Below are 26901 nucleotides of genomic sequence, written 5' to 3' on the forward strand. Positions count from 1 at the left end.
CATTAAATGAACGGTTACTTATAGTGTTAAGCAAATAAAATATTGAACACCTAAACTTCGCTTTCCCAGGCATGTGGGGCGAATAAATAGCCTTTATTACGCACTGTCTTGATACGAAATGGCTCAGTCGCGCTGTCGTAAAGTTTCTTTCTCAGACGTGAAATAGCGACGTCAACGCTACGGTCCAGACCATCGTAGGTCACCCCACGCAAGTTTTTAAGCAGCGCATCACGATCCATAATTTGCCCTGCGTGAGTCGCCAGTTCCCAAAGTAGATCGAAATCAGCAGTGGAGAGTGTGATGTTCTCTGAACCAAGGGTGACTTGACGATTGACCGGGTCAATACACAACGCACCAAAGCGCATAGCTTTGTGAGGTTTGAGCGCTGTAGGGCTACTTTCGACAGTATGTTGCGCAGAAACGCGTTGGCGTAAATGCAAGCGTAAGCGTGCAAGAAGAACGGCTGGAGGCGTGGTTTTGAGGATATAGTCGTTAGCGCCCATCTCCAGTGACAATATGTGGTTCATATCGCTGTCCAGAGAGGTAAGCAGCACAATCGGGCCATCCCACTGAGGACGCAAGTCACGGCACAATGTCATACCATCTTTGCCGGGGAGCATGACATCAAGCAACACAAGGTCAGGGCGCTGCTGCTGAATTGTTGCCTCAGCGCAATCACCACGGCTTTCAACAATAACGTCAATGTCATGTTTGCCGAGATAAGCGGCGATTAACGCTCCTACTTCAGGATCGTCTTCTACGTATACGATTTTGCTCATAGCCCGATACATTGGATCAAAAAGAAAACATACACTGCAAAAGGTTTTAATGCCATAAATCGAGGGTAAACAAAATTATCTAAGCGGGCGGCCGCCATCAACGCAATGGGTGCGGCCTGTCACGTAACTGCTGTTCAACAGATAATTCACTAACCCAACTATTTCTTGTTCACCTGGCGCTATTTTCATCAACGATTTATTCAATGCTTTTTTCCGGTACTCGCTGTCGTCATGCTCATTGAACATGATCATTGCAGGCGCAATGGCATTCACTTTGACTTCAGGTGCCAGTTTGCGGGCAAACGAGCGAGTCATATTATCAAGAGCAGCTTTGCTGGCTGCATAGGCAATGTGCTTATCGCTTCCACGTTCTACAACGTAATCGGTGAAATGAATGATATCGGCACTGGAATGCCCACATCCACGCAATAGTGGCTCAAGAAGATGATTGAGAAGATAGGGGGTGTTAACGTGAATTTGTAGCATTTCAGCCAGGGTCTGAGCGGGTGACGAGTGAGAGGGCTCGGGAAGCCAGGCACTGGCATTGTGCAGAATGGCACGCAGGCCATCGCAACACTGTGTGACGTTCAGGGCAAATTGCTCAATACCCTGGTTAGTTGAGAAATCTGCGAACAGGCAAGTTGCTCCTGCCTGTTCTAGCTCATCTACCGCCGGATAACGCGTACGGTAGCTGATAATGACGGGTTGCTTTTGAGCCAGGAAGTGTCGCGCCAGTGCCAGGCCAATTCGTTTACCGGCACCAGTAATCAAAATAGGACGGGCGGATGATGTTATCTCCATCGACGACTCCTTACTGTTGTTTTCTGGTGATTTACTTCACCAGTACCCATGTTGCAGGAAACGCAGCCACCAGCATCAGGAAAATGACAGATCTTTCCTTGAAGTTAAGTTTGATGTCATGCGTATGTGTGCTGCGCGTATACATAAAGACTAATAATCCCGGCGCATACAATACCACCGAAAGCAGTAAATGCATGGGGCCTGATGCATACAACAGCCATAAGCCATAAATGCATGCCCCAAAGCCAATTGCTTTATGCAGCGGGCGTGTCGACACTTTTAGCAAAAAGGCACCTACCAGGAAGTAGGGAACCAGAATCATCTCTGAAGCGATTGTCAGCAGCGTGTTGTAATCTGAGCCCGTCAACCAAATCAAAACCAGGCAAATCTGGACACTAATATTGGTAAGCCACAGCGAAGCAGACGGGGCATTATTCTTGTTCTGACGAGCAAAAATCTTCGGGAAGGCCTTATGTGTGGCTGCAAGATATGGCACCTCTGCGGCCATGATAGTCCAGCTCAGATAGGCACCACACACTGAAACAATAAGTCCAGCAGCGATAATAACTTCACCCCAAGGGCCCATCATTTCGACCATTAATCCGGCCATAGAAGGATTGCGCATTCCGGCGAGTTCCGGACGGGCAATTACCCCCAACGAAAGCAATGTGACGAGCAGATACACGCCTAATGCCGCAGTCACAGCAAGAAGTGTTGCTCGCCCGACATCATTTTTATTACGCGCACGAGCAGAAACCACCACTGCACCCTCAACACCAATAAATACCCAAAGGGTAATCAGCATGGTGTTCTTGACCTGTTCCCAAACGGGAACACCTAGCGCAATCCCGCTAAAATCTAGGGTGAAGGTACGAAGTTTAAAGGCCAAAGCGGCGAGAACGATAAACAGACCTAACGGCAATAACTTCGCAAGTGTGGCAACCAGATTGATACTGGCCGCCGTTTGCACGCCGCGAAGTACCAGGAAGTGAACCATCCACAGTAGCACCGATGCTCCAATAATCGACTGCCAGGTATTCCCATCACCAAACAAGCGCAGTTCCGGCGTATCGGTGAAGAAACTCAGTGCGGAGAAAACAATAACCAGATAGGAGACATTAGCGATCACTGCACAAAGCCAGTAGCCCCATGCGGAGAAGAATCCGATCAGTTCGCCAAAACCTTCGCGTGCGTAAGTAAAAATTCCGCCGTCCAGATCGGGCCGCAGGCGTGTTAGCACCAACATTGCCAGCGCCAGCAACAAAATACCTGCACCGGTAATGGCCCAGCCAATCAGTAATGCTGAGGGACTGGCTACACTCGCCATGTTTTGCGGCAGGCTAAATACACCAGCACCGAGCATCGAACTCAATACCAATGCAGTTAATGCGGCGAGGCCAAGTTTCTTTTCCATAGCAGTCCCGTGATATTCAAATAAGACCCAGAATAATTATCATGTTTTTATGCATAAAAATGGTGGGTAACACTAAGGCGCGGAATTTTACGGAGTGTAGACGCTGCTTGCAATGACATGAGCCATAAAATGCTCGGGAAATAAAAAAAGGGCGGCAGAGCCACCCTTTTTGCTACAAAAGCTGCGCTTATTTATACAAATCAGCGCTAATTGTCATATTACCGCCACGTTCATCCCATTGACGAGTGATGTGGTAGAACTTCGCACCTTTCTTGGCCGCACGTTTTGCAACCTGGTAAGAAATTTCAGTACCGCTGCCATAGTGGCCAGTGAATTTCACGCTATCAAATGGAACCATTTGAGCGGCAGTCACTTTGTTCAGTTCCTGAATTTTAGTGCCGTCTGGTAGCGTTACAGTGTAACGCCCGCCTTGAGTGGTTTGTGTTTCAAAGAAGCGACCAACATCAGAGCTTGGTGTGCTGGAGCTTGCAACCCCTGGGATCTCAACTTTGGCCGCTGCAGCACCACCGGCAGCCAGCGCGGCTTTACCTGCTTCTGAATCAGCAGGAATCACGTCAGCGCTTTGCAGAACACGTTTCTTGGCATCTTTTTTATAGATGAAAGCGGTAATACGTTGGTTACCACCGGAGTTTGCATCAATCTGGCGCACAATAAAGAAGGAGTCCGCACCTTTTTCTTTAGCTACACGAGTGATTGCATCATTAACTTCAGGTTGGCTGCGATAAAAGCCCTGAATTGTCACTGTATCGAATGGTTCAAGAGCATATGCCTGGTCTTTCGGTAACTCCGTCACACCATTAATAACGCGGTTGGACGTCTTTTCGGCTTTAGGGGCATCAGCATGATACACATCAGCGACTACGCGCCAGTTACCGCTACTGCTGGCATCACTTGTACCCTGAACATAGAAAGATGCGGCGCCGATCTTATCCGCACGACGGGAAACAGCATCGACAGCGTCACCAATCGAATTGAAACGACCAGTGATAGTAATGCGATCAAATGGTTTAAGAGCTGCAGCTTGATCCGGTGTCAGTTCCGTTGCCGCCTGAGCAGACAGCGTCATTAAGGAAATCAGTGCTGATGCCAGAAGGGTGTTCTTGAGCTTCATAAAAATAGTCCTTCGCCTTGCGCAAAATGAATACAAATACCGCATTCTCTGAGGGTTACCTGTTAGCCGCCGATTATTGCATTGAAATAGTGGCTAATCTACAACTGATTGATTTAGCTTGCGTTATCAAGTTAACTTATTGATAAAATGGCATAATAGGGGCATGGCAGCCGTTTATGCATTACCAATCTTGCTATTCAAAAGACTGACATGATCAGCATCTAATCCTGAAATCCACGCAGAGTAGACCGTATATACCATTTGCGCATTCTCGTGTCCCATCTGTCCGGCGATAAAAGCAGGATTTGCACCAGCTGAAACCGCCCAGTAAGGGTATATATGCCGTATTTGGTTAGCACGGTGTTTATCTCAACAAAGATATGAAGCAAAGAGCAGTAGAATTTGCCAGTCAGTCTAGCTCAACGATTTTTACGGCATCGCTCTGGAAAACATATCGACAAAGAATCTTGTAACTGTCCCGGTCAAAATGTGAGGGGGGAGTAACCATTGCTTTACCTGACTCCAGAGTGTTTACCGTTCCCAAATACAGCCAGTTATTCAATATATGGTACTCAGTTTGATCTCCTGATTTCTCTTTTATAGCAATGCGTCCAGGGTATGGCCAACTCCGGACTCTTATCGATTCAAGAGAACTTCTAAGCCGTTCCTGGTGATGCTCAATAGTCTCTTTCCCGCAACACGCACCCGCACATTTGTTCAACGAGAAACGGAAACACGGCCTGCCAGCAGTCAACTTTTCAAGACCTAATACCCCACAACAAAGTTGTTCCTTGTCTGCCAACTCTCTTAACTGGTCTATAGCTGCATGCCTGGTTTTAAACAGCCCAAATAAGCCATTAACATTTGTGAAGTCGGTTTCGCTGCTGAATACAAATTGTGTTGTTTGGTCAGTAATACGAAGAGAACAAAGCTTTCTCGTCACTCGTAACCTTTTGTTGAAGAGTGGGCTGTGATTCTTTATGAGTTGGGACTCAAGTAACAGGGCGCCAATTTCACCAATGGTTTGGTGAAATTCAATACGAGTGGTCATGTGCAGTAATTTCGCTTCAGATTGTGTTCTGAAATGCGACTGAACACGACTACGAATGTTGATGCTTTTCCCGATGTAGAGAGGAAAGCTTTGATCCGAACCGTAGAAAATATATACACCAGGACTTGATGGAAGAGTTTTAAGTGTATGACGAAGATGCTCTGGATACTGGTACTGTAGGGTCATGCTTCTATTAGCTAATTTATTTGAAAGTTGGGTTGATCAAAGGCGGCTGCTTGAGACGTCTGTAGATTGCGCGTGTTTTAATCAGTTCATCGTAATGTTCTCTCATCATTCATGCAACTTTATGGCGTGTGTTAATTCCGCATAGGATTGGTTTGTTTCATTGCTTTTATCGCGGACTGAGGCTTCAGATAAAGGGCTTAAAATTCGGTGTTCTATGACGAAAGGGGCATGAAAAGTGGAAAAAATTGTGTAAGTTGGCAGGCTTAAGGTTGTAGGTTGCAACGTGTAACTGCCTGCGGTATCTCGCACCCTGCAATTATTGATTCCAGCTACTTTTCATAACGAAAATTTATAGCTTCATAAAAGAGTGCTTTGACCAGTAAAAGTGGTAAAGCTTACAACTTAATTGGTTAATGTAATGTTAAATGTGCAATTTGCAGCGGCGCAGAATCGTGAATTGCCGCACTGATGAAGCGTATTATCAGGTGTTGTAGATGAAAATTAGTCGAAAAGAGCTGTCTTAAGGCCCTGGAGCTAAATTTTTACGATAATGATACAAATACTGAGATCCTGATCTAGATCACAGGCGTTATTTTCAGTAGGTTATAAATAGTTTGTTACAGATGTATTTTTAATTGAACTGGTAACGGAACTGACGATTGCCAAGGCAATGTCTGACAAACCATCAACAAAAAATCAGATGGAAGGGAATACTATGCGTATTGGGGTACCAAAAGAGCGGTGGGCGGGCGAATCCCGCGTGGCAGCCACGCCAAAAACAGTGGAGCAATTGCTGAAACTGGGCTTCACCGTCACAGTCGAAAGCGGCGCGGGTAAACTGGCGAGCTTTGATGACGAAGCATTTGTACAAGTTGGCGCGACCATTTCGGATACCGCTGACGTCTGGCAATCTGACATCGTTCTGAAAGTGAATGCACCGCAAGATAGCGAAATTGAGCTATTGCGTGAAGGTTCCACGCTGGTGAGCTTCATCTGGCCTGCTCAGAATCCTGAGTTGCTCGAAAAGCTTGCCGCTAAAAATGTCACCGTAATGGCGATGGATTCCGTGCCACGTATTTCACGTGCGCAGTCGCTCGATGCCCTAAGTTCAATGGCCAACATTGCGGGTTATCGCGCAATTGTTGAAGCCGCTCATGAATTTGGCCGCTTCTTTACCGGGCAAATTACCGCTGCGGGCAAAGTACCACCGGCGAAAGTGATGGTCATCGGTGCTGGTGTTGCGGGCCTTGCGGCGATTGGTGCAGCCAACAGCCTTGGTGCTATTGTGCGCGCCTTCGATACTCGTCCAGAAGTTAAAGAACAAGTGCAAAGTATGGGCGCTGAGTTCCTTGAACTGGACTTTAAAGAAGAAGCAGGCAGCGGTGATGGCTACGCCAAAGTGATGTCTGAAGCCTTCATTAAAGCCGAAATGGAGTTGTTTGCAGCCCAGGCGAAAGAAGTCGACATCATCGTTACTACCGCGTTGATCCCAGGCAAACCGGCTCCAAAACTGATCACCCGTGAAATGGTTGACTCCATGCAAGCGGGCAGCGTGATTGTCGATCTTGCTGCGCAAAACGGTGGTAACTGTGAATATACCGTTGCCGACCAGGTGACTGTAACGCCAAACGGTGTGAAAGTTATTGGTTACACCGATCTGCCAGGACGCCTACCAACGCAATCCTCTCAACTTTACGGTACCAACCTGGTTAACTTGCTGAAACTGCTCTGCAAAGAGAAAGATGGCAATACCGTGATTGATTTTGAAGATGTTGTCATTCGTGGTGTGACGGTTATTCGTGATGGAGAAGTCACCTGGCCGGCACCGCCAATTCAGGTTTCTGCACAGCCTCAAGCTGCGGCGAAGAAAGCCGCTGTTCCTGTCGAAGATAAAAAACCGGCTTCACCATGGCGCAAATATGCGTTTATGGCGTTGGCGATCATTCTGTTCGGCTGGCTTGCTGACGTTGCGCCTAAAGAGTTCCTCGGCCACTTCACCGTGTTTGCGCTGGCGTGTGTTGTTGGTTACTACGTTGTATGGAATGTTTCACACGCTCTACATACGCCCCTGATGTCGGTCACTAACGCCATTTCAGGGATTATCGTGGTAGGGGCATTGCTGCAAATTGGTCATGGCGGCTGGGTTAGCTTCCTGAGCTTTGTTGCCGTACTGATTGCCAGTATCAATATTTTTGGTGGTTTCACCGTCACTCAGCGCATGCTGAAAATGTTCCGGAAGAACTAAGGGGTAACACATGTCTGGTGGATTAGTTACAGCAGCATACATTGTTGCCGCTATTCTGTTTATTTTCAGCCTGGCGGGGCTGTCAAAACACGAAACATCTAAGCAAGGCAACTTGTTCGGTATGGCCGGTATGGGTATCGCATTGGTTGCGACCATCTTCGGGCCAGAAACTGGCAACGTGGTCTGGATTATCGTTGCCATGGTGATTGGCGGTGCCATCGGGATCCATCTTGCCAAGAAAGTAGAAATGACCGAGATGCCGGAGTTGGTAGCAATTTTGCACAGCTTCGTGGGTCTGGCTGCGGTTCTGGTTGGCTTTAACAGCTATCTGGATCATGCTCCTGGCCTTGAGCCGATTATGGAAAACATCCACTTAACGGAAGTCTTCCTCGGTATCTTTATTGGTGCGGTGACCTTCACGGGTTCCATCGTGGCGTTTGGTAAGCTGCGCGGTAAGATTTCCTCTAAACCGTTAATGTTGCCACATCGTCATAAACTGAACCTCGCGGCGCTGGTTGTTTCCTTCGCTATGCTCATCATCTTCGTGCGTACTGAAAGCGTTGGCTTGCAAGTATTAGCGTTGTTGGTGATGACTATCATCGCACTGATTGTTGGCTGGCACCTGGTTGCGTCAATTGGTGGTGCAGATATGCCAGTTGTCGTCTCAATGCTGAACTCCTACTCCGGTTGGGCAGCAGCGGCAGCGGGCTTTATGCTCAGCAATGACTTGCTGATTGTAACCGGTGCATTGGTTGGTTCGTCCGGTGCGATTCTGTCTTACATCATGTGTAAGGCAATGAACCGTTCCTTCATCAGCGTAATTGCCGGTGGTTTTGGTACTGACGGTTCTTCTACTGGTGAAGATGACGAAGTCGGTGAGCATCGTGAAATCACAGCTGAAGACACAGCAGACATGCTGAAAAACTCAACGTCTGTGATCATCACTCCAGGGTACGGCATGGCTGTTGCGCAGGCGCAATATCCGGTGGCAGAGATTACTGAGAAGCTGCGTGCGCGTGGTATCAAAGTTCGCTTCGGCATCCACCCGGTTGCTGGGCGTTTGCCAGGCCATATGAACGTTCTGTTGGCTGAAGCCCGTGTTCCGTACGATGTGGTTCTGGAAATGGATGAAATCAACGATGATTTCACCGATACCGACACAGTTCTGGTTATCGGCGCGAATGACACCGTTAACCCGGCCGCGCTTGAAGATCCGCGCAGCCCAATCGCTGGTATGCCAGTGCTGGAAGTGTGGAAGGCGCAAAACGTAATCGTCTTTAAACGCTCAATGAACACAGGTTACGCAGGTGTGCAGAACCCGCTGTTCTTTAAAGAGAATACTCAAATGCTGTTTGGCGATGCCAAAGCCAGCGTTGAAGCGATTCTTAAAGCGCTCTAGTTTTTTTATAATAGTGCGAGCCGCATACCATAACCGCCTTTCGGGGCGGTTTTTTTCCGCGTGCCTATCACTCAAGTGAATGCAATATTACATTTAACTGACTGAATCTATAGAAAAATAATTTAGATGAGAGAAGGTGTGAGGAGTAAAGTATCACCGGGTGCTGAAGCTGTTTGCTTCAATGCCAATGGTGAAAAGCAGACAGAAAAAAGCCCCGAGTTAGTTTAACCAACCCGAGGCCCTCTCATGCATAGACACCATGATAGTAGCCTCTTCACTTTGTGTTTGCAACGCAGGAGGCGAAGATGTCGTCAAAGAACAGGTTGTTCACCGTTATCGTTATCTGTTTGACAATTCTCATGATTATTTTTCTGGTGAAAGATTCACTGTGTGAATTTCACTATCGAAAAGGAGGCATTGAGATGGCGGCATTCTTAGCTTGTCACAAGTCGCAATCGTGAAGTTTTGAGGTCAGTGGCGGGAATGAACATTTCCCGCCACACATGGGTATCTGGTATGAGATTCAGCACGCCACCCAACAAAAAGCCCATTCAGTTTAATGAACGGGCTTTTCTTTACCGATTGAACGACAAATCAATCGTCTTCTTCATCATCCATTTCTACCGGTGTTTGGTAATCATCAGGTTTGATGACCAGCAAATCGCAGCGCAAATGGTCGATAACTTGTTCGGCAGTATTGCCAAGGAATGCAGCAGAAAGACCGGTGCGTCCTACAGTGCCGAGCACCACAATACCCGCTTGCAAATGTTCCGCGAGATCAGGAATAACCTCTTCCGGTAATCCTTTCTCGACGTGAGTCATTTTCTCATCGATTCCAAATTTTTGGCGTAACGCTTTCATCGCAACTAAATGCTGGCCGCGAATGGCATCGTTATAAACGCTTGGATCAAAATCAGGGAGTTCGATGGCAATGTTAATTGGAGTAATTGGATAAGCACCAACGAGGTGAACTTCAGTGTGGTTAACATCCTCGGCCAGGCGAATGGTCTCTTTAACCAGCTTTTCATTGAGCGCGTTGTGGTATTGCTCTTCACTGGCAAGGTTGACCGCAACGACCGCTCGGCCGCCTTCAGGCCACGGTTTTTCATTAACCATCCATACCGGGCTTGGGCACTTACGCAGCAGATGCCAGTCGGTTGGTGTGAAAATTACCGCTTCCAGTTTATCGTGCTGATGCGTCATTTTGAGCACCAGGTCATGACCACCGCTGATCACTTCCTGAATAATCGCCTCGAAGGGACGATTATGCCAAACCACTTTAATCTCAATCGGTACACCCGAATCGATGTAGTACTGGGCTTGTTCTTTTATCCAGGCCGCACGCTGGCTGATCACGCCTTTGCGCATAGCTGTGCGTTCATCTGGTGACAGAAGGGTGGTCATTTCGTAGGAAAAATCATAGATAGGCAGAAATGCTTTGATCCTGCCACCAATCCGTTGATGCAAATAAACAGCACGCCGCAGGGCGGGTTGATCGTCCTGATTAGGATCTATAGCGACTAGCATGTTTTGATACTTTGCCATACAGGTCTCCTTACAACTGCTTAACCACAGTCTGTAAATTAAGATTAACCCATATGCGATGAATGAAACAGGTGATAAGTCTCTGTGGGATCAATAAATCAGGAAAATTTAATGATCCGACAGAGGAAAGCAGATACTAGGCAACGTTACGCGATTGACCAGCGAGTTGTGCAAGAAGATCGATATTTTCGATGGTAATGTACTTTCCTTTCACGGCCAGCATGCCACTTTTCTGGAAACGGCCCAGCAAACGGCTGATAGTCTCGACCGTCAGACCCAAATAGTTACCGATATCACCACGCGTCATGGTCAGACGGAACTCCCGAGGGGAGAAACCGCGCTGGGCAAAGCGACGTGAAAGATTATAAATAAATGCGGCCAGACGCTCTTCTGCATTCTTTTTGGAAAGCAGCAGGATCATATCCTGGTCACCCTTAATTTCGCCGCTCATTAAACGCATCATCTGCTGGCGCAAGTTAGGCATTTTACCGGACAAATCATCAAGGGTTTCAAATGGGATTTCGCAAACCATTGAGGTTTCAAGTGCTTGCGCAAAGCTTGGGTGCATACCCGTGCCAATAGCGTCAAAGCCCACAAGATCGCCTGCTAAATGGAAGCCGGTAATTTGCTCGTCACCTTGTTCAGTAATGGTGTAGCTCTTGATGGTCCCTGAACGAATTGCGTACAGCGACTTCAGCTCATCACCAGCCTTAAACAGGGTTTGTCCTTTCTGAATAGGCTTCTTACGCTCGATGATATTATCAAGCTGATCAAGCTCATGTTCATTGAGCGTGAAGGGGATGCATAATTGGCTGATGCTGCAATCCTGGCAATGGATAGCACAACCGCCAGACTGAATGCGTCGAATAATTCGCTTTTCAGGGATCATAGATATGCTCGGGCCGTTATTGATATTGGTCAATTTTAACATCTTTTTCTTGAGCACGTAAGTATGATGAAAGCGCATTCAGAATATATCAGCTAATACCCTTGTGGTTATAGAGCTATCCTATTGAAATTAATAGAACTGTATATTAATCCACATTATTGTTGTGTGAATAAAGAACATTCCTCTGCGCTTAGGGTGCTACAGCAACAAATATCCTTCATGCCGCAGTAACCACTCTTTCCTGCTTACGCCTCCCGCATAACCCGTCATTGTGCCATTACGGCCAATCACGCGATGACATGGAACCACCACGCTGACCGGGTTTGAACCATTTGCAGCACCCACTGCACGCGCTGCACCCGGCCTGCCAAGTTGGTCTGCTAACTGTCCGTAATGCATAACCTGTCCGCAAGGGATGGTGCGCAACGTTTGCCACACTTCGCGCTGAAATGCCGTTCCCGCCGTCGCGGTAGGGAGCGTTTCAATCACCGCTAAATCACCCTCAAAATAATCGCGTAGCTTGCCGCTTAATCCATCTGGATTCGTGCAAGCCACACGTTGATAGCCGCCAGAGCCATAATGAAGACCCAGTAATTGCACCATTCTGTCGCTATGTTCTTCCCATTCCACCGCACGCAAATGGTACTGCTCGTCGCAAATGACCCATAACGGCCCTAATGGTGTAACGATCTTGTCTTCCAGCAATGTCAGCATTGATTGTTCGCTCCGGTTAATTAGAGATGCGGGTAAACTCCCGGCCCAATAGGCAAGCCAACAAGATACCACGCCACCAATAGCAGCAACCAGACACCCAAAAAGATGAGGGGGTAAGGTAATACTAAAGAGTAATAAGTCCCTAATTTGGCATCGGGTTTATAGCGTTGTAGGAAGCCTAAGAATAATGGAATAAACGGCGAAACCGGTGCCAGCGGGATAACCGAAGAATCCGCCACGCGGAACAAAATCTGCGCGAACGCCGGATGGAAACCCAACAGCATAAACATCGGCACGAAAATCGGTGCCAGAATCGACCAGATTGCCGAACCGCTGGCGATAAACATGCACAGGAATGACGAGAGCAACGCCAGGCCCAGAAACGCCGGAATACCGTTTAGGCCAGAGCCTTCCAGCACGTCGGTCAGCCCGACCGCCATAAACTTGCCCATATTGCTCCAGTTGAACATCGCCACAAATTGCGCCAACGGGAACACCATCACGATAAAACCGGCCATCTCTTTCATCGGCTCAATCATGAGCTGCGGCAAATCAGCCTGTTTACGGATTTTCCCGGTCGCAATGCCATAGGCCAGAGAGATGACGAAGAAGAACAGAATAATCAGCGGCACAATACCGCTAATAAATGGCGACGGGATAATCGTGCCTTTCACCGGGTCGCGCAGCAGGCTGTTTTCCGGGATTAAAAGCAGGGCGATAACCGCAATAAACAGCAGCGACACAATCCCGGTAACGCGCAATCCAAAGCGTTGAACATCATCCAGTTGTTGCAGCTTTTCTTTGTTTTCGCCTTGCCACGTTCCCAGGCGTGGCTCGACGATTTTATCGGTAATCAGGCCACCGACAATCGACAGCACAATCACCGAGGTCGCCATAAAATACCAGTTATCAATCACGCTAACGTGCATCGCGGGATCGATGGTATGCGCCGCTTCGGTGCTGATACCCGAAAGCAGCACATCGGTCGTCACAATCAGTAAATTCGCGGTAAATCCACAGCCCACGCCGGCAATCGCTGCCAGCAATCCGGCGACCGGATGGCGACCCACGGCCAGGAAAATCAGCGCCCCCATCGGTGGCATAATCACCAGCGCGGCATCTGAAGAAATATGGCTGAAGAAGGCGATAAACAGCACCATATAACTGGCGTAACGTGCACTCACGTGTGACGCCATTTTTACCATCAAACTCGGTAACAACCCGACGCGCTCCGCCAGGCCCGCCCCTAAAACCAGCGCCAGAATTGCCCCTAACGGCGCAAACCCACTGAAGTTCTTAATCACGTTTGGCAAAAACCAGTGCACACACTCGGCGCTCAACAAGTTTTTGACCTGCACCAGGCTGCCGTCAGCGGGGTTACGAACGCTGACGTTAAACGCAGAAAGCACGGCGGTACTGACTGATAAAACAACAATCAAATAAACAAACAGCAAAAAAGGATGGGGCACTTTATTGCCAATTTTCTCGACAAGGCCATACAGCTTGCCAGAGCCGGAGTGCGTGGGTATGGAGGACATACTCATGGGCTTACCTCGGGTGAAGTTGCGATATTGTGTTTTATATAATTATTTTAAAGGTGACGGTGTCACGTCATCTGGGATCGGACACTGATAAGGGCGCTCGGCGAGTTGTGCGTGCAACTCGCTTTGGCAGGCTTCCAGCGTCTGTGGGTTGATAAACAATTGCAGAGCCGTCGCGGCCATCACTTTGCCCGCATGTAACATCCCTTTATGAGCGATCGACGTGCGTCCCTGACTCACTAATTGCCAGGTGTGCAGCGGTGTGCCGACGGTAAAGCACGGGCTAAAGCATTGTGCGACGGGCACCTTCCAACTCACATCACCGACATCCGTAGAACCCGGCAAAATTTTGTCATTTGGGGCGTATGGCGCAATTTCGTTAATCAGTAACGTTTCACGATGGCGACGGGCAAAGGCTTTTCCCTCTTCATTGGAGGTATTAGCAATATTATTTAAGCTGTTTTGCAGGTCATTTTCGGTCAACGTAGCGCGAATTCGTTTGGCGAATGCCTGTTCTTCTTCGCTCCATTGCGGCAAGCCAAGTGCCTGTAAAGCCTCGTACATCACGCCTTCAAGTTGGCGATTGGGTAGATAATTGGAACAGGCTTTATCAAAACGCACTTTCACCGAGGTTTCGGTCATCAGCGCCGCACCTTCGGCGATTTTATTGATGCGCTCATAAATATGCTGCGCCTGCGCCATTTCCGGGGCACGAATCAAATACAACACTTCGGCTTGTGCTTGCACCACATTCGGCGAAATCCCGCCGGTGTTGGTGATGGCGTAATGTACGCGCGCTTTTTCGATGATGTGCTCGTTGAGGAAGTTAGTGCCGGTGGTCATCAGCGTGACGGCATCTAACGCGCTACGCCCGAGATGCGGTGAATTTGCGGCATGTGCCGCAATTCCGTGGAAGCGATACGCCACCTGAATGTTCGCCAGCGAACTGGTACTGAACATCCCGGCATAGGCTTCCGGGTGCCAGGTCACGGCCGCGTCCACGTCGTCAAACAAGCCTTCACGCACCATAAATGTTTTGCCGGAACCGCCTTCCTCGCCGGGGCAGCCGTAAAATCGTACTGTTCCGCCAGCGCCGTATTGTTCAAGCCAGTTCTTCACCGCCACCGCGCCTGCAAAGGCCGCCGTACCCAGCAAATTGTGGCCGCAGCCGTGGCCGTTCGCATCTTCAACCAGTGGACTGGGCGAGGCTTCGCCCGAACACTGGCTTAATCCCGCAAGCGCATCGTATTCGCCGAGCAGGGCGATAACCGGTTTACCGGAACCAAAACTTGCCACAAACGCGGTTTCGATATTCCCGGCATTGCGCTCGACGCTAAAACCTTCGGCTTCCAGCGCGCAGGCCAGGCGTTCCGCAGACCAGTGCTCTTCAAAACGAGTTTCCGGATGATCCCAGATATCATCGGCAATCGCGGTAAATTCGCCACGCTTTGCTTCAATCGCATCATCGACAAACTGATAAATCGAACTCATCACACACCTCTCTGCCACGGGAAATTAAGTGCGAGGCGTGCCATGGTGCTGACGGCAACTTCCATCACTTTTTCATCAAAATCAAACTTCTCATTGTGATGCCCGGCGCTCAATTCGGTGCCAAACACCATATAAGATGCTTTGCCGCCTTGTTCCTGCACGCGCGCCATCATCAACGTCGCATCCTCGGAACCGGCTGCGCCTTTTACCGTGTCGACCACTTCTTTTACACCGTTCACTTCTAACGCCTGCTGGTGGATAAACGCCACCCATTCTGGCGATGGCACGCTGTTGGTCGCCGCACCCATTAACTGCACGTCAGCTTCGATGCCATACATCGTTGCCGTGCCGCGAATAATTTCCTGTGCCCGGTCAAAGACATAGTCATTGATTGCGCTGGTTTCGCCGCGGGTTTCTACTTTCAATAACGCCTGTGCTGGCACCACGTTTCGTCCGCTGCCCGCCTGCAAAACGCCGACGTTAACGCGTGATGCACCCGCACTGTGCGGCGCGATGCTGTGCAAAGCCAATGCGGTTTGCGCGGCGGCGAGCAGGGCGTTACGGCCTTCTTCCGGTTTACCGCCCGCATGTGCCGCGACACCGGTAAATTCCACATCAAACTTGGTGGTTGCCATAAAGTTATCGCTGCCGCACACCACGGTGCCGGAAGGGATGCCAGTGCCGATGTGAATCGCCGTAAAGTAATCAATATTATCGAGCGCACCGGCTGCCACCATGGCGCGAGCGCCGCGTGTGCCTTCTTCGGCGGGCTGGAAAATGAGTTTGATGGTGCCGTTTAACTGGCTGGAAAACTGTTGCAATACCGAGGCTAACCCGAGGCCAATCGCCGTATGTCCGTCATGGCCGCAAGCGTGCATCATTCCGGCATTACACGAAGCAAAACCTTCGGCAAACGGGCGGTGCGCGGGCTTGAGCATCTCGCCTAAATCCAGTGCGTCCATATCCACGCGAAACGCGAGAGTTGGGCCAGGGCGACCCGTTTCCAGGGTGGCGACAATTCCGGTAAATCCACCGGAAAAATGGTGTAGCCATTGCGGTAATGCGCCTTGCGCCAGCGCACGTTGCTCTTCACGCGCCAGCACTTCTGCCGCTGGCAGCCCCATGCGCGCCGCGTCGTCAACCACATCACGGCCTAACGCCAGCTGATAACCTAATTGATGTAGTGTCTCAGCCACCAGCGTGGCGGTGCGAAACTCCAGCCAGCCGGACTCGGCAAAATGGTGAAAATCACGCCGCCAGTGCTGCATGCGCGGAGCCAGTTCATGTACTGCCAGTTCTAATTGCGACATAACCCATCCTGTATAAGCATCTTCTGTGATCAACTTCACGCTGTGATAGTTTTTACTTATCGCTCAGCGATATTTGGTAGTTTTCGCCGTCATGGGATTACCCTGGCACAAGAGTTTGAATTACAGTAGATGCTAAATTCTTTCGGCTGATAGCTAATGGTTATCAGGAGGCAATGTGACCTTCCAGGTTAAGCTCCATCAAATCCGCGCGTTCGTGGCGGTGACGCAAAATGGCAGCATTCGCGGAGCCAGCCGGGCGTTAAATATTTCGCAGCCCGCGCTCACAAAAGCGATAAAAGAATTAGAAGAAGGGATGGCGGCGCGTCTGTTCATTCGGCGCAGTCAGGGCGTGGCGTTAACCGAATGCGGTGAAAGTTTTTACTCCCACGCCCGTTTGATTCTCGAAGAGTTACGCGCCGCACAGGAAGATATTTTGCAACGTCAGGGGCAACTTGCCGGGCAAATCAATATCGGTTTGGGGGCGAGTGTGTCCCGCACATTAATGCCGCCGGTTATCACCGCTTTTCATCAAAAACACCCGCAAGTGAAAGTGCGCATTATGGAAGGGCAACTGGTGTCGATGATCAACTCGCTGCGCCAGGGCGAGCTGGATTTCACCATCAACACCTATTATCAGGGGCCATACGACCAGGAATTTACCTTTGAACGGCTGTTTGAAAAACCGTTCGCCATCTTTGGCCGCGAAGATCATCCGGCAATTAACGCCACATCAATAAAAGAACTCCTGCACTACAACTGGACGCTGCCAACGCCACGCGGCAGTTACTACAAACAACTGGAAGAGTTATTCCATAAGCGCTCAGAAATTCCCAATGTTAGCGTGTTCTGTGAAACCTTTTCGGCCTGCATCAGCCTGGTGGCACAAAGTGATTTCCTCAGTATTTTGCCCGCAGAACTCGGCCACGATCCGTTGTTGGCGCACCGACTCAAACAAATCAAAATCGTCGAAACGCTACCGAACGCCACTTACTATTTGATTCAGCGGCGTGATGTAACCCAGGCTCCGTTAACCACCGCGCTTATCAATCAATTTCGCCGCGAATGCCGTTGAGCCACGGCACATCGGCGGCTATAGTGACTCCTGAATAAAGCCTGGAGGATTTTGCCCATGAACCTTGACGAAAAATCGCTGTTTCTCGATGCGATGGAAGACGTGAAACCGCTGAAAGATTGCAACAGCAGCCAGTGGTTAAAACCGGTCAAAGAGAAAGTGGTGCAAAAGCCCGACACACTCCAGTTAGATAACTTTCTCACCACCGGTTTTCTGGAAATTATTCCGCTCGCCGCACCGCTGGAATTTAAGCGTGAAGGGCTACAAACCGGTGTGCTGGATAAACTGCGACATGGCAAATACAAACAAGAAGCAAGCCTGAACCTGATTCGCCAGCCGGTTGAAAAGTGCCGTCAGATGCTTTTTGCCTATATTCAGGAAGCCAAAAAAGACGGTTTGCGTAATTTGCTGATCGTTCATGGCAAAGGGCGCGACGACGAATCTCATGCCAATATCGTGCGCAGTTACGTTGCCCGCTGGCTGGTGGAATTTGAAGACGTGCAGGCGTTTTGCAGCGCCATGCCGCATCACGGCGGCAGCGGGGCGTGTTACGTGGCGCTCAAAAAATCCGAACAGGCGAAAGCCGAGAACTGGGAACGCCACGCCAAACGCAGCCGTTGATCTGCTTTCAACTAATCTGATTTCAACAACAACGACAATTCCTCAGCCGCTTTAACTAGCTCAGGCAACACGCGGCTGCGCAACTCCTGCGCGGAAACTTGCCCGGCGTGAACCCCGACGTTTAACGCCGCAACCACCGCGCCTTCCGGGTTAACCAACGGCACCGCAATTGACCGCAATCCCATCTCCAGTTCCTGATCGTTTAGCGCGTAGCCTTGCTGGCGCACGCGTTTTAACTCCTCACGAAGCTTACTCACCGAATCCACCGTCTGCGGCGTGTAGCGAATCATCGTAATACGCGCCAGGAAATCATTGAGCTGTTCCTCCGGCAAATAACTCAGCAACACGCGCCCCATGGACGTTGACCACGCGGGGAGGCGGCTGCCGATATCCAAATCAATGGTCATGATGCGCGAGCTGGAAGCGCGGGCGATATACAGAATATCGTCGCCATCCAGCGTGGCGATTGAACAGGACTCGTTGAGCATTTCACTCAGATGTTTGAGCACCGGTTGCGTGGATTTCGCAAGTGGTGTCGAGGCCAGATAAGCGTGGCCTAGTGATAAAATTCGCGGGCGTAATTGGTAGTATTTTCCGTCTTCGGCGTAGACAAAACCAAGCTTGCTCAGAGTGTACAAACAGCGTCGCACCGCAGCGCGAGGGATCCCGGTCTTCTGGCTAATTTGCGAAATAGACATTTGTCGCCGCTGTGGAGTGAATGCCTGGATCACTTCCAGGCCACGAGCCAGGGATGCCATAAAATTCGGGTCGCCCTTAAAGGGATCGACTTCACCTGCTACCGGTTCATCACGTTGAATTTCCATGCCGTTCTCCTCAAATTTCGCCGTTGATCACACTCTTAAAACAAAGATACATGATGTTCGATAATCGCACCATATTTCGATTATCGCCCTTGACCAGCTTCGTTAACGGGGTCACATTTTGTTCGAACAAAGCAAACTTGTGCGAATGACGCACACCAAGGAGCAGAGTGATGATCAACAAAAGTGTGGCTTCGCTTGAAGAAGCGGTTGCCGGAATTTTCGACGGAGCCACCATCATGATTGGTGGCTTCGGGACCGCAGGACAACCCACCCATCTTATTGATGCCCTGATTGATCAGGGCGCTTGTGACCTGACCATAATCAATAACAACGCAGGGAACGGGGAAGTGGGGTTGGCGGCACTTTTGAAGGCAGGACGAGTGCGCAAAATGGTCTGCTCATTCCCACGTCAGGTGGATTCACAAATTTTTGATGACCTGTATCGATGCGGCAAAGTTGAACTGGAACTGGTGCCACAAGGCAATCTGGCGGCACGCATCCAGGCGGCGGGAGCAGGGCTTGGGGCGGTATTTACGCCAACCGGTTTTGGCACACCGCTTGCCGATGGTAAAGAGACCCGTGAAATCGATGGTCGCCAATATGTGCTGGAATACCCGCTAAAAGCCGATTTTGCATTAATCAAAGCGTATGAAGGTGACCGCTGGGGAAACCTAGTGTACCGCAAAGCGGCGCGTAACTTTGGGCCTATTATGGCAACTGCCGCCACCGTGACTATTGCTGAAGTCAGCCGCCTGGTGCAGCTAGGTGACCTTGACCCTGAAAATATCGTGACGCCTGGCATTTTCGTACAACGTCTGGTCGCTACCGAAAAATCACTGGCACAAAGCGCATAAGGAGCCTACAGGTGAAAAAACTAACCCGTGATGAAATGGCACAACGTGTCGCACGTGATATTCCCGAAGGCGCTTACGTCAATCTCGGCATTGGTTTGCCAACACGCATTGCCAACTACCTTCCGGCGGATAAAGAGATCTTCTTGCACAGCGAGAACGGCTTGCTAGGCATGGGGCCAAAACCGGCCGAGGGCGAAGAAGACCCTGAGCTTATCAATGCCGGAAAAGAGTTTGTGACTTTGTTGACCGGCGGCTGTTTTTTCCACCATGGCGACTCTTTTGCCATGATGCGCGGCGGCCACCTCGATATCTGCGTACTAGGTGCGTATCAGGTTTCCGCCACTGGTGACCTTGCAAACTGGAGCACCGGTGCGCCGGACTCTATCCCGGCAGTAGGTGGAGCGATGGACTTAGCCATTGGCGCACGCCAGGTCTTTGTGATGATGGATCACCTCACCCGTGACGGCGAGTGCAAGCTGGTGGATAGCTGCTCTTACCCACTCACCGGAATCGGCTGTGTCAGCCGTATTTATACCGACCTCGCAGTGATTGATATCACTGACAAAGGGCCCGTGGTGCGCGAAATCTTCAATGGCCTCTCTTTTGAAGAATTACAACGTATTACCCCGGTCACATTAGGTTTCGAACAACTGGCAGAAAGCGCGTAAGGAACTATGATGAATCAAGCATTTATCTGTGATGGAGTGCGTACTCCGTTCGGTCGTTTTGGTGGCACACTGTCCAGTGTTCGTAGTGATGATTTAGCTGCATTACCGCTGAAAGCCTTGATCGCGCGCCATCCAAATCTCGACTGGTCGGCGGTTGATGATGTGATTTACGGCTGTGCAAACCAGGCGGGGGAAGATAACCGCAACGTGGCGCGTATGGCTTTGTTGCTGGCGGGGCTACCAGAGACGGTACCGGGGAGCACCATCAACCGTTTATGTGGTTCAAGCCTTGATGCGCTGGGTGTTGCGGCAAGGGCGATTAAAAGCGGTGAAACGCAGCTGATGATTGCCGGCGGAGTGGAAAGTATGTCACGCGCGCCGTTTGTGATGGGTAAAGCCGAAAGTGCATTTAGTCGCAGCATGAAAATGGAAGACACCACCATCGGCTGGCGGTTTATCAACCCGCTGATGAAGGCGCAATACGGCGTTGATGCGATGCCCGAAACGGCAGAAAACGTCGCGACCGACTTTAATATTAACCGTGAGGATCAGGACGCCTTTGCTTTACGCAGCCAGTTACGCACCGCTCGCGCTCAGGAAATGGGTATTTTTGATGATGAGTTAATTCCTGTTTCTATCGCGCAACGCAGAGGTGAAGCCTTGCTGTTTAAGCAGGATGAGCATCCTCGTTCCACCTCGATTGAAGCACTGGCAAAACTCAAAGGTGTGGTACGAGCCGACGGCACCGTCACCGCAGGAAACGCATCAGGTGTTAATGATGGGGCTTGTGCTTTGCTGCTCGCAAGCGAACAGGCGCTCAACACTCATGGTTTGCAGCCGCTGGCGCGAGTCGTTGGTGTGGCGACCGCAGGTGTCGCGCCACGGATTATGGGTTTTGGCCCGGCTCCGGCAGTGCGCAAAGTGCTGGCGCAAACCGGGTTAACGTTGGCACAAATGGACGTGATTGAATTAAATGAAGCCTTTGCCGCGCAGGCACTGGCTGTGATGCGCGACCTGGGTCTGCCTGATGATGCCGAACATGTAAACCCGAATGGCGGGGCCATTGCGCTTGGGCACCCTCTTGGTGCATCGGGTGGGCGTCTGGCGATGACCGCCGCGTATCAACTCAAGCGTAGCGGCGGGCGTTACGCGCTATGTACCATGTGTATTGGTGTCGGTCAGGGGATTGCACTGATTATCGAACGTGTTTAAGGAGCAGGCATGACACTGTTTACCCCGATGTTACGCAACTCGCCGTTAAGCGAAATTTTTAGCGATGAGAACACGTTACAAGGGATGCTGGATTTTGAAGCGGCACTGGCGCGGGCTTGTGCGCAATGTGGCGAGATCCCGGAGTCGGCGGTTAACGTCATTTCCGGGCAGTGTCAGGCCACAAAACTTAATAGTGAAGCCTTAGCGCAAGCGGCGGCAGCAGCTGGAAACCTGGCGATCCCGCTGGTGAAACAGCTCACTGCCAACGTAAAACAACAAGATGAACAGGCCGCACGTTACGTTCACTGGGGCGCAACCAGCCAGGACGTGATTGATACCGGCCTGGTGTTACAACTACGCCAGGCATTCTCAGCCTCGGAAGACCTTCTCGAAACACTGATCGGCGCTTTAACCGAACAAATTCAACAGCATCAGCACAGCGTAATGGCGGGCCGCACCTGGATGCAGCACGCGTTGCCGATCACCTTCGGCCTGAAACTGGCCGGAACGCTCGACGCGCTATTGCGCTGGCAGCAACGCTTAAATGAAATCAAACCGCGCGTTTTAGTTCTGCAATTTGGCGGTGCGGCGGGCACGCTGGCATCGCTTAAAGAGCAGGGCATTCCGGTGGCGCAGGCGCTGGCAAACGCGCTTGATCTTCATCAATCAGACACGCCGTGGCACAGCCAGCGTGACCGATTACTGGAAGCCGCCGCCTGGTTTGCCGGAATGGCGAGCACGCTCGGTAAATTCGCCAATGACTTTGCGCTGTTGATGCAAACCGAAGTTGCCGAAGTGGGCGAGCCGATTGCCGAAGGGCGCGGCGGTTCCTCGACCATGCCGCACAAACGCAACCCGGTAAGCTGTGCGGCAATTTTAACGGCGACCACCCGCATTCCGGGAATGATGGCAACGATCTACGCCAGCCAGAATCAGCAACATGAAAGGGCGCTTGGCGGCTGGCAAGCCGAATGGGAAACGCTCCCACAGCTGATTATGCTGACAGGCGGTGTGATGCAAACCTCGCTGGATTTGATGCGGGGAATGCAGATTAACACCGCGAAAATGCGTACTAACCTGGATATCACTCACGGCCTGATTATGGCGGAATCTGTGACTCTGGCGTTGGCGAAATCAATCGGAAAACAGGCCGCACACCATCTTGTGGAACAACTTTGTCATCGCGCGTTGGACGAAAATCAGCCCCTCGCGACATTGCTCGCACAGCATCCTGATGTCAGCACCCATCTTTCCTCGACACAAATCGAACATTTACTCGACCCGCAACAAGCTCTTGGCAGTAACGACACCTTTATCAGCCAGGTTCTGGTGCGGGCGGCACAACAAACCAGGAGGGTAAAATGAGCCTTTATTATCAACTGGAAGGGCGCAGCGGTGCACCGGTCGTAGTGTTGTCGAACTCGCTCGGCACCACGCTTGAAATGTGGCAGCCGCAAATGACGGCGTTGCTTGAGAACTTTCGCGTGCTGCGTTACGACACGCATGGCCACGGACGTACTACCAAAAACGAGAAAACTACACTGCCACAACTGGCAGAAGATGTTCTCAGCGTGATGGATGATGCGGGCGTTAAGCAGGCGCATTTCTGCGGGATTTCAATGGGTGGTTTGACTGGTCTTTGGCTGGCGCGTTTTGCGCCGGAGCGGTTCCTTTCGATAACCGTCGCCAACAGTGCCGCGAAAATCGGTGAGCAAAGTGGCTGGCTGGAACGCGCGCGAACTGTTCGCCACGAAGGGATGTCGGCGATTGCCAAAAGTGCGCCTTCACGCTGGTTTACTGATGATTTTGTTCACCACCATCATGCGCAAGTCGATGCGTTATGCGCAACCCTGGCCCAGACCAATCCAGAAGGTTATGCCGCCTGTTGTGAAGCACTGGCAGCCGCGGATTTGCGAGCAGAAATTGGCAATATCACATTACCGATGCAGTTTATCGCCGGAGCCAACGACCCGGTTTGCACCGTGGCTGACAGTGAGTTTATGCATCAGCAGGTGCATGGTTCGCATCTTGTCACTATCGAGGCTTCACACCTCTCCAGCATTGAAGACGCGCACGGTTTCAACATCGCGTTGCTTAACTTTATTCAACAGGGCGACTGAGATGAAGGACGAAGAACATTATCAACGAGGCATGGAAGTGCGCCGTGCGGTGCTGGGTGATAGCCACGTCGATCGTACATTGTCGCAGCTTACGCCGCTAAATGAGGAGTTTCAGGACTTCATTACTCGTTATGCCTGGGGCGATATCTGGACGCGTCCGGGGCTTGAACGCCACACACGCAGCATGATAACCATCGCGATGTTAATTGCGCTTAACCGTGAGGCTGAGTTGAAAATGCACCTGCGAGCGGCGTTTAACAACGGCGTGACGCGTGATGAGCTCAAAGAACTGATTATGCATTCAGCACTGTACTGTGGTTTACCCGCAGCCAACGCTACTATGCATCTTGCACAACAGGTGTTTGATGAGATGGATGCTGCTGGTTAATTAATGTCGGATGGCGCTAACGCTTATCCGACCTACGAAAACGGTGTTGTAGAGTGGATGAGTCGCATGCGCCATCCACCCTTGTTACTTAACCCGGAATAGATTTCCGAATCGAAGAGAGCAGAATTTGTGCGCCCGCTGAAAGCGGTTTATCCACGCGAGTCAAAATACCAATCGGTTCACCAGCACCTTGTGTTGCCACCGGCAACGAGGTCAAAGTTCCCTGGCGTAAATCTTCTTTCACCGCGCCAGATGGCACAAACCAAACGTAGTTATAATCCACGGTTAACTGGCGAGAAAGAGATGCGGAAAGCGTTTCGACGCAGCCTGCAGGCATTTTACAACCCTGGCTGGAAAGCAGCGATTCAGCATTCTGGCGTGGAATCGTTCCTTTTGGCGACACCACCACCGGCCACTCCATCACGCGGCTAAGTGTGATGTTTTCATGCAGTAGCGGGTGCCCAGGACGAACCACCAGTTTTAACGATTCAAGAAATAACAGTTCATAGTTCAGCCCGGTCATCAATTCAGGATCTGACATTCGGCCAATGCCTAAATCCAGCTCACCCGATTTTAAACCCGACAGCAGCATGGTGTTATTCATGGTGGCGACTTGCAGCGTAACGTCACTTTGCTGCTTGTGAAACTGGCCGATAACTTTTGGTAATATGCCCAGAGCTGCTGTTGGCAACGCACCAACACGGATAACCGTAGTACTTTGCCCATCTTTTTGATTAAACGATTGCCCGGCGTGGTTGAGCGCATCAAGCACCTTTACCGCATGTGTCAGAAACTGCTCACCCATCAGCGTCATTTGTGCGCCAAGACGTCCACGCTCAAATAAACGCGTGCCGGTTAGCTGCTCTAATTCATTAAGTGTTTTCGATAATGCAGGCTGGCTAAGATTAAGTGTTTCAGCCGCGCGCCCCAGAGTTCCCTGTTGAGCGACAGCCACGAAAGTATGAAGATGGCGCAAGCGAATGCGCTGACTAAACAAACCGTTTTTTTCCATAACCTGATGTTAAAAACAGACCTGTAGCGCTGACAAGATAAGTTGTTTGATTTTGATAACTTGCTAGCAAAATTTCATTAACATCGCTCGATATTTTATAACAACAGGTGAGGGTAATGAACGGTAAGGTGGATAACCGCAAGCGTCATCCACCCTTTTTCATCTGAGCTTACACGTCAAAAAACACCGTTTCCTTTTCACCCTGAAGATAAATATCGAAGGTATAAACCACCTCAGAGCCGCGCTGCTCGCGCTTACCCATCAAGGTATTGCGGCGTACTTCCCATTCAATAAGATTCAACACCGGGTCAGTTTCGTTCGCCGCTTGCTCGTCGGAAAAATACATCCGCGTATTCAGGCCAATGTTAATCCCGCGCGCCACAATCCACAGGTTGAGATGCGGAGCCATTAACCGCCCGTCGCGCCCGACAACCGCACCGGGTTTGATGGTGTCAAAACGCCACACGCCGCTGTCGAAATCTGAACAGGTGCGCCCCCAGCCACGGAAGTCGTCATCCAGCTTTTTATCCGTTTGCTGGTCGGCAGGGTGGTTGTAACGCCCGGCGGCATTGGCTTGCCACACTTCCAGTAATACGTCGCGCACTGGCGTGCCGGAGCCGTCGAACACCCGGCCTTCAACGGCAATGCGCTCGCCCTGAGTGTGGGAGTTTGTTAATACATGACTAAAGTTCTTCTCGAAAATATTAAACCCGGCGGCTTGTGGCGCGAGGCCAATATGCACATACGGGCCAGCGGTTTGCGAGGCAGTTTCAGATAAGTAATCTTTCATCACACGGCTCCTTGAGTGCGATTTTCAAACAGCGTGGCGCGTTGACCGCGCAGCACCAAATCAAAGCGATACGCCAGGCAATCGAGCGGCACCGCGGCGTGAGTATCGAGTTCGGCAATCAGTGTGCGGATGGCGTCGTCGTTATTAATGGTTTTCACAATCGGGCACTGTTTGATCAGCGGATCGCCTTCAAAATACATCTGCGTAATCAGCCGCTGGGCGAATGACTCGCCGGAAAGCGAAAAGTGAATGTGCGAAGGACGCCAGTCGCTGGCCTGGTTGCGCCACGGATACGGGCCGGGTTTGATGGTGCGGAAGAAGTAATAGCCGTTTTCGTCCGTTAGCACGCGCCCGCAGCCGCCAAAATTCGGGTCGATGGGCGCGAGATATTTGTCTTTCTTGTGGCGATAACGCCCGCCTGCGTTGGCTTGCCACACTTCCACAAGGGTGTTTTTCATCGGGCGACCGAATCCATCGCGAACGTAGCCATGTACAATAATGCGTTCGCCAATTGGCAGACCGTCTTTGGCGTAATTCATAATCAGGTCGTTATCATGCGGGTCGAGATCTTTGGCGCCAAATATTGGCCCGGTAATTTCAGACAACGAGTTCTGCAAGGAGATCAGCGCATTGCGCGGTGAGCGTAACACGCTGGTTTTATACCCCGGCGCGAAAGCCGGAGGGTGGGAATCGTAGTCGCGATGTACAAGCTCACGAGGTTGCCAAATCTGTGACATAGCCAGCTCCAGTTGTGGGATACAGGAGGCGATGCATTCTAATTTTAAATATCGCCACCGACAGTCTCAGTTAATGGTTTGTTAAATTAAAGTGAATTTAAAGGCT

26 protein-coding genes are annotated in these 26901 nt (G+C 50.6%); 11 read left to right on the top strand and 15 right to left on the bottom strand.

From position 1 onward, the window contains the following. Positions 1 to 50: 50 nt before the first annotated feature. From rstA to cho, 5 genes are all read right to left on the bottom strand, one after another. On the bottom strand, positions 51 to 779 hold the full coding sequence (rstA, locus tag GC128_RS04810; RefSeq protein ID WP_151993332.1) for a two-component system response regulator RstA: 729 nt from the start codon (positions 777 to 779) through the stop codon (positions 51 to 53). A gap of 75 nt (positions 780 to 854) precedes the next feature. Then, complete coding sequence (gene folM, locus GC128_RS04815) at positions 855 to 1580, bottom strand: dihydromonapterin reductase (RefSeq protein ID WP_151993333.1); 726 nt, start codon at positions 1578 to 1580, stop codon at positions 855 to 857. Positions 1581 to 1611: 31 nt separating this feature from the next. Next, entirely contained in the window at positions 1612 to 2994 is a 1383-nt protein-coding gene (locus GC128_RS04820; protein ID WP_064518598.1) for an amino acid permease, read from the bottom strand. Between the two features lie 187 nt (positions 2995 to 3181). Further along, positions 3182 to 4126 carry a DUF1471 family protein YdgH gene (gene ydgH / locus GC128_RS04825; protein WP_151993334.1) on the bottom strand — a complete coding sequence of 315 codons (945 nt, stop codon included), beginning with the start codon at positions 4124 to 4126 and terminating at the stop codon, positions 3182 to 3184. A gap of 409 nt (positions 4127 to 4535) precedes the next feature. After that, entirely contained in the window at positions 4536 to 5363 is an 828-nt protein-coding gene (gene cho, locus GC128_RS04830) for an excinuclease Cho (RefSeq protein WP_151993335.1), read from the bottom strand. A gap of 715 nt (positions 5364 to 6078) precedes the next feature. On the opposite strand from cho, the gene pntA reads away from it, so the two are divergent. The 3 genes from pntA (at position 6079) to GC128_RS04845 (ending at position 9468) form a co-directional block, all read left to right on the top strand. Further along, complete coding sequence (gene pntA / locus GC128_RS04835; RefSeq protein WP_151993336.1) at positions 6079 to 7608, top strand: Re/Si-specific NAD(P)(+) transhydrogenase subunit alpha; 1530 nt, start codon at positions 6079 to 6081, stop codon at positions 7606 to 7608. A gap of 10 nt (positions 7609 to 7618) precedes the next feature. Then, positions 7619 to 9007 (top strand): Re/Si-specific NAD(P)(+) transhydrogenase subunit beta, encoded by a 1389-nt coding sequence (gene pntB / locus GC128_RS04840; RefSeq protein ID WP_064518602.1) that lies wholly within the window; start codon positions 7619 to 7621, stop codon positions 9005 to 9007. Positions 9008 to 9312: 305 nt separating this feature from the next. Then, on the top strand, positions 9313 to 9468 hold the full coding sequence (locus GC128_RS04845) for a Hok/Gef family protein (RefSeq protein WP_151993337.1): 156 nt from the start codon (positions 9313 to 9315) through the stop codon (positions 9466 to 9468). 133 nt (positions 9469 to 9601) lie between these two features. On the opposite strand, the gene uspE is transcribed toward GC128_RS04845, so the two are convergent. From uspE to GC128_RS04875, 6 genes are all read right to left on the bottom strand, one after another. Next, entirely contained in the window at positions 9602 to 10552 is a 951-nt protein-coding gene (gene uspE, locus GC128_RS04850) for a universal stress protein UspE (RefSeq protein WP_064554050.1), read from the bottom strand. Between the two features lie 136 nt (positions 10553 to 10688). Beyond that, the gene (fnr, locus tag GC128_RS04855) at positions 10689 to 11441 is read right to left on the bottom strand and encodes a fumarate/nitrate reduction transcriptional regulator Fnr (protein ID WP_134183258.1); all 753 of its coding nucleotides are present in this window, start codon (positions 11439 to 11441) and stop codon (positions 10689 to 10691) included. A gap of 198 nt (positions 11442 to 11639) precedes the next feature. Continuing rightward, a complete protein-coding gene (ogt, locus tag GC128_RS04860; RefSeq protein ID WP_151993338.1) occupies positions 11640 to 12155 on the bottom strand; it encodes a methylated-DNA--[protein]-cysteine S-methyltransferase in 516 nt (171 codons plus the stop codon). 20 nt (positions 12156 to 12175) lie between these two features. Continuing rightward, positions 12176 to 13699: a p-aminobenzoyl-glutamate transporter gene (gene abgT / locus GC128_RS04865; protein WP_151993339.1), complete on the bottom strand. Its 1524-nt coding sequence runs from the start codon at positions 13697 to 13699 to the stop codon at positions 12176 to 12178. 42 nt (positions 13700 to 13741) lie between these two features. Then, positions 13742 to 15187, bottom strand: a complete 1446-nt coding sequence (locus GC128_RS04870; protein WP_151993340.1) for a M20 family metallopeptidase — start codon at positions 15185 to 15187, stop codon at positions 13742 to 13744. Next, entirely contained in the window at positions 15187 to 16497 is a 1311-nt protein-coding gene (locus tag GC128_RS04875) for a M20 family metallo-hydrolase (RefSeq protein WP_151993341.1), read from the bottom strand. Before GC128_RS04875 ends, GC128_RS04870 begins: the two co-directional genes overlap by 1 nt. Before the next feature lie 175 nt (positions 16498 to 16672). Between GC128_RS04875 and GC128_RS04880 the strand changes: the two genes are divergently transcribed. Both GC128_RS04880 and smrA read left to right on the top strand, forming a co-directional pair. After that, entirely contained in the window at positions 16673 to 17569 is an 897-nt protein-coding gene (locus GC128_RS04880) for a LysR family transcriptional regulator (protein WP_151993342.1), read from the top strand. 57 nt (positions 17570 to 17626) lie between these two features. Then, positions 17627 to 18190 (top strand): DNA endonuclease SmrA, encoded by a 564-nt coding sequence (gene smrA, locus GC128_RS04885; protein WP_151993343.1) that lies wholly within the window; start codon positions 17627 to 17629, stop codon positions 18188 to 18190. Positions 18191 to 18201: 11 nt separating this feature from the next. Here the strand turns inward: smrA and GC128_RS04890 are convergent, their stop codons facing one another. Next, a complete protein-coding gene (locus GC128_RS04890; protein WP_151993344.1) occupies positions 18202 to 19014 on the bottom strand; it encodes an IclR family transcriptional regulator domain-containing protein in 813 nt (270 codons plus the stop codon). A gap of 170 nt (positions 19015 to 19184) precedes the next feature. On the opposite strand from GC128_RS04890, the gene GC128_RS04895 reads away from it, so the two are divergent. Genes GC128_RS04895 through pcaC form a run of 6 tightly spaced genes read left to right on the top strand, consistent with a single transcriptional unit; the run spans position 19185 to position 24256 of the window. Continuing rightward, positions 19185 to 19868, top strand: coding sequence for a 3-oxoacid CoA-transferase subunit A (locus GC128_RS04895; RefSeq protein WP_151993345.1), 684 nt, complete (start codon positions 19185 to 19187; stop codon positions 19866 to 19868). 11 nt (positions 19869 to 19879) lie between these two features. Further along, entirely contained in the window at positions 19880 to 20536 is a 657-nt protein-coding gene (locus GC128_RS04900) for a 3-oxoacid CoA-transferase subunit B (RefSeq protein WP_151993346.1), read from the top strand. Positions 20537 to 20545: 9 nt separating this feature from the next. Continuing rightward, positions 20546 to 21748 (top strand): 3-oxoadipyl-CoA thiolase, encoded by a 1203-nt coding sequence (pcaF, locus tag GC128_RS04905; RefSeq protein WP_151993347.1) that lies wholly within the window; start codon positions 20546 to 20548, stop codon positions 21746 to 21748. Between the two features lie 9 nt (positions 21749 to 21757). Continuing rightward, entirely contained in the window at positions 21758 to 23113 is a 1356-nt protein-coding gene (locus tag GC128_RS04910) for a 3-carboxy-cis,cis-muconate cycloisomerase (protein ID WP_151993348.1), read from the top strand. Then, positions 23110 to 23868 (top strand): 3-oxoadipate enol-lactonase, encoded by a 759-nt coding sequence (pcaD, locus tag GC128_RS04915; RefSeq protein ID WP_151993349.1) that lies wholly within the window; start codon positions 23110 to 23112, stop codon positions 23866 to 23868. Before GC128_RS04910 ends, pcaD begins: the two co-directional genes overlap by 4 nt. A 1-nt stretch (position 23869) precedes the next feature. Next, positions 23870 to 24256 (top strand): 4-carboxymuconolactone decarboxylase, encoded by a 387-nt coding sequence (gene pcaC / locus GC128_RS04920; RefSeq protein WP_151993350.1) that lies wholly within the window; start codon positions 23870 to 23872, stop codon positions 24254 to 24256. 88 nt (positions 24257 to 24344) lie between these two features. Here pcaC and pcaQ read toward each other — a convergent pair whose 3' ends face one another. The 3 genes from pcaQ to pcaH form a co-directional block, all read right to left on the bottom strand. Then, the gene (gene pcaQ / locus GC128_RS04925) at positions 24345 to 25268 is read right to left on the bottom strand and encodes a pca operon transcription factor PcaQ (RefSeq protein WP_151993351.1); all 924 of its coding nucleotides are present in this window, start codon (positions 25266 to 25268) and stop codon (positions 24345 to 24347) included. Between the two features lie 169 nt (positions 25269 to 25437). Continuing rightward, positions 25438 to 26058 (bottom strand): protocatechuate 3,4-dioxygenase subunit alpha, encoded by a 621-nt coding sequence (gene pcaG / locus GC128_RS04930; RefSeq protein WP_151993352.1) that lies wholly within the window; start codon positions 26056 to 26058, stop codon positions 25438 to 25440. Next, on the bottom strand, positions 26058 to 26795 hold the full coding sequence (pcaH, locus tag GC128_RS04935) for a protocatechuate 3,4-dioxygenase subunit beta (protein WP_151993353.1): 738 nt from the start codon (positions 26793 to 26795) through the stop codon (positions 26058 to 26060). Before pcaH ends, pcaG begins: the two co-directional genes overlap by 1 nt. Positions 26796 to 26901: the final 106 nt, after the last annotated feature.

This window comes from Buttiauxella massiliensis (assembly GCF_902500225.1).
Taxonomy (GTDB): Bacteria; Pseudomonadota; Gammaproteobacteria; order Enterobacterales; family Enterobacteriaceae; genus Buttiauxella; species Buttiauxella massiliensis.

Coding starts and splice junctions, on each gene's coding strand:
- rstA (WP_151993332.1), bottom strand. CDS start 779: ATGAGCAAAATCGTATACGTAGAAGACGATCCTGAAGTAGGAGCGTTA.
- folM (WP_151993333.1), bottom strand. CDS start 1,580: ATGGAGATAACATCATCCGCCCGTCCTATTTTGATTACTGGTGCCGGT.
- GC128_RS04820 (WP_064518598.1), bottom strand. CDS start 2,994: ATGGAAAAGAAACTTGGCCTCGCCGCATTAACTGCATTGGTATTGAGT.
- ydgH (WP_151993334.1), bottom strand. CDS start 4,126: ATGAAGCTCAAGAACACCCTTCTGGCATCAGCACTGATTTCCTTAATG.
- cho (WP_151993335.1), bottom strand. CDS start 5,363: ATGACCCTACAGTACCAGTATCCAGAGCATCTTCGTCATACACTTAAA.
- pntA (WP_151993336.1), top strand. CDS start 6,079: ATGCGTATTGGGGTACCAAAAGAGCGGTGGGCGGGCGAATCCCGCGTG.
- pntB (WP_064518602.1), top strand. CDS start 7,619: ATGTCTGGTGGATTAGTTACAGCAGCATACATTGTTGCCGCTATTCTG.
- GC128_RS04845 (WP_151993337.1), top strand. CDS start 9,313: ATGTCGTCAAAGAACAGGTTGTTCACCGTTATCGTTATCTGTTTGACA.
- uspE (WP_064554050.1), bottom strand. CDS start 10,552: ATGGCAAAGTATCAAAACATGCTAGTCGCTATAGATCCTAATCAGGAC.
- fnr (WP_134183258.1), bottom strand. CDS start 11,441: ATGATCCCTGAAAAGCGAATTATTCGACGCATTCAGTCTGGCGGTTGT.
- ogt (WP_151993338.1), bottom strand. CDS start 12,155: ATGCTGACATTGCTGGAAGACAAGATCGTTACACCATTAGGGCCGTTA.
- abgT (WP_151993339.1), bottom strand. CDS start 13,699: ATGAGTATGTCCTCCATACCCACGCACTCCGGCTCTGGCAAGCTGTAT.
- GC128_RS04870 (WP_151993340.1), bottom strand. CDS start 15,187: ATGAGTTCGATTTATCAGTTTGTCGATGATGCGATTGAAGCAAAGCGT.
- GC128_RS04875 (WP_151993341.1), bottom strand. CDS start 16,497: ATGTCGCAATTAGAACTGGCAGTACATGAACTGGCTCCGCGCATGCAG.
- smrA (WP_151993343.1), top strand. CDS start 17,627: ATGAACCTTGACGAAAAATCGCTGTTTCTCGATGCGATGGAAGACGTG.
- GC128_RS04890 (WP_151993344.1), bottom strand. CDS start 19,014: ATGGAAATTCAACGTGATGAACCGGTAGCAGGTGAAGTCGATCCCTTT.
- GC128_RS04895 (WP_151993345.1), top strand. CDS start 19,185: ATGATCAACAAAAGTGTGGCTTCGCTTGAAGAAGCGGTTGCCGGAATT.
- pcaF (WP_151993347.1), top strand. CDS start 20,546: ATGAATCAAGCATTTATCTGTGATGGAGTGCGTACTCCGTTCGGTCGT.
- GC128_RS04910 (WP_151993348.1), top strand. CDS start 21,758: ATGACACTGTTTACCCCGATGTTACGCAACTCGCCGTTAAGCGAAATT.
- pcaD (WP_151993349.1), top strand. CDS start 23,110: ATGAGCCTTTATTATCAACTGGAAGGGCGCAGCGGTGCACCGGTCGTA.
- pcaC (WP_151993350.1), top strand. CDS start 23,870: ATGAAGGACGAAGAACATTATCAACGAGGCATGGAAGTGCGCCGTGCG.
- pcaQ (WP_151993351.1), bottom strand. CDS start 25,268: ATGGAAAAAAACGGTTTGTTTAGTCAGCGCATTCGCTTGCGCCATCTT.
- pcaG (WP_151993352.1), bottom strand. CDS start 26,058: ATGAAAGATTACTTATCTGAAACTGCCTCGCAAACCGCTGGCCCGTAT.
- pcaH (WP_151993353.1), bottom strand. CDS start 26,795: ATGTCACAGATTTGGCAACCTCGTGAGCTTGTACATCGCGACTACGAT.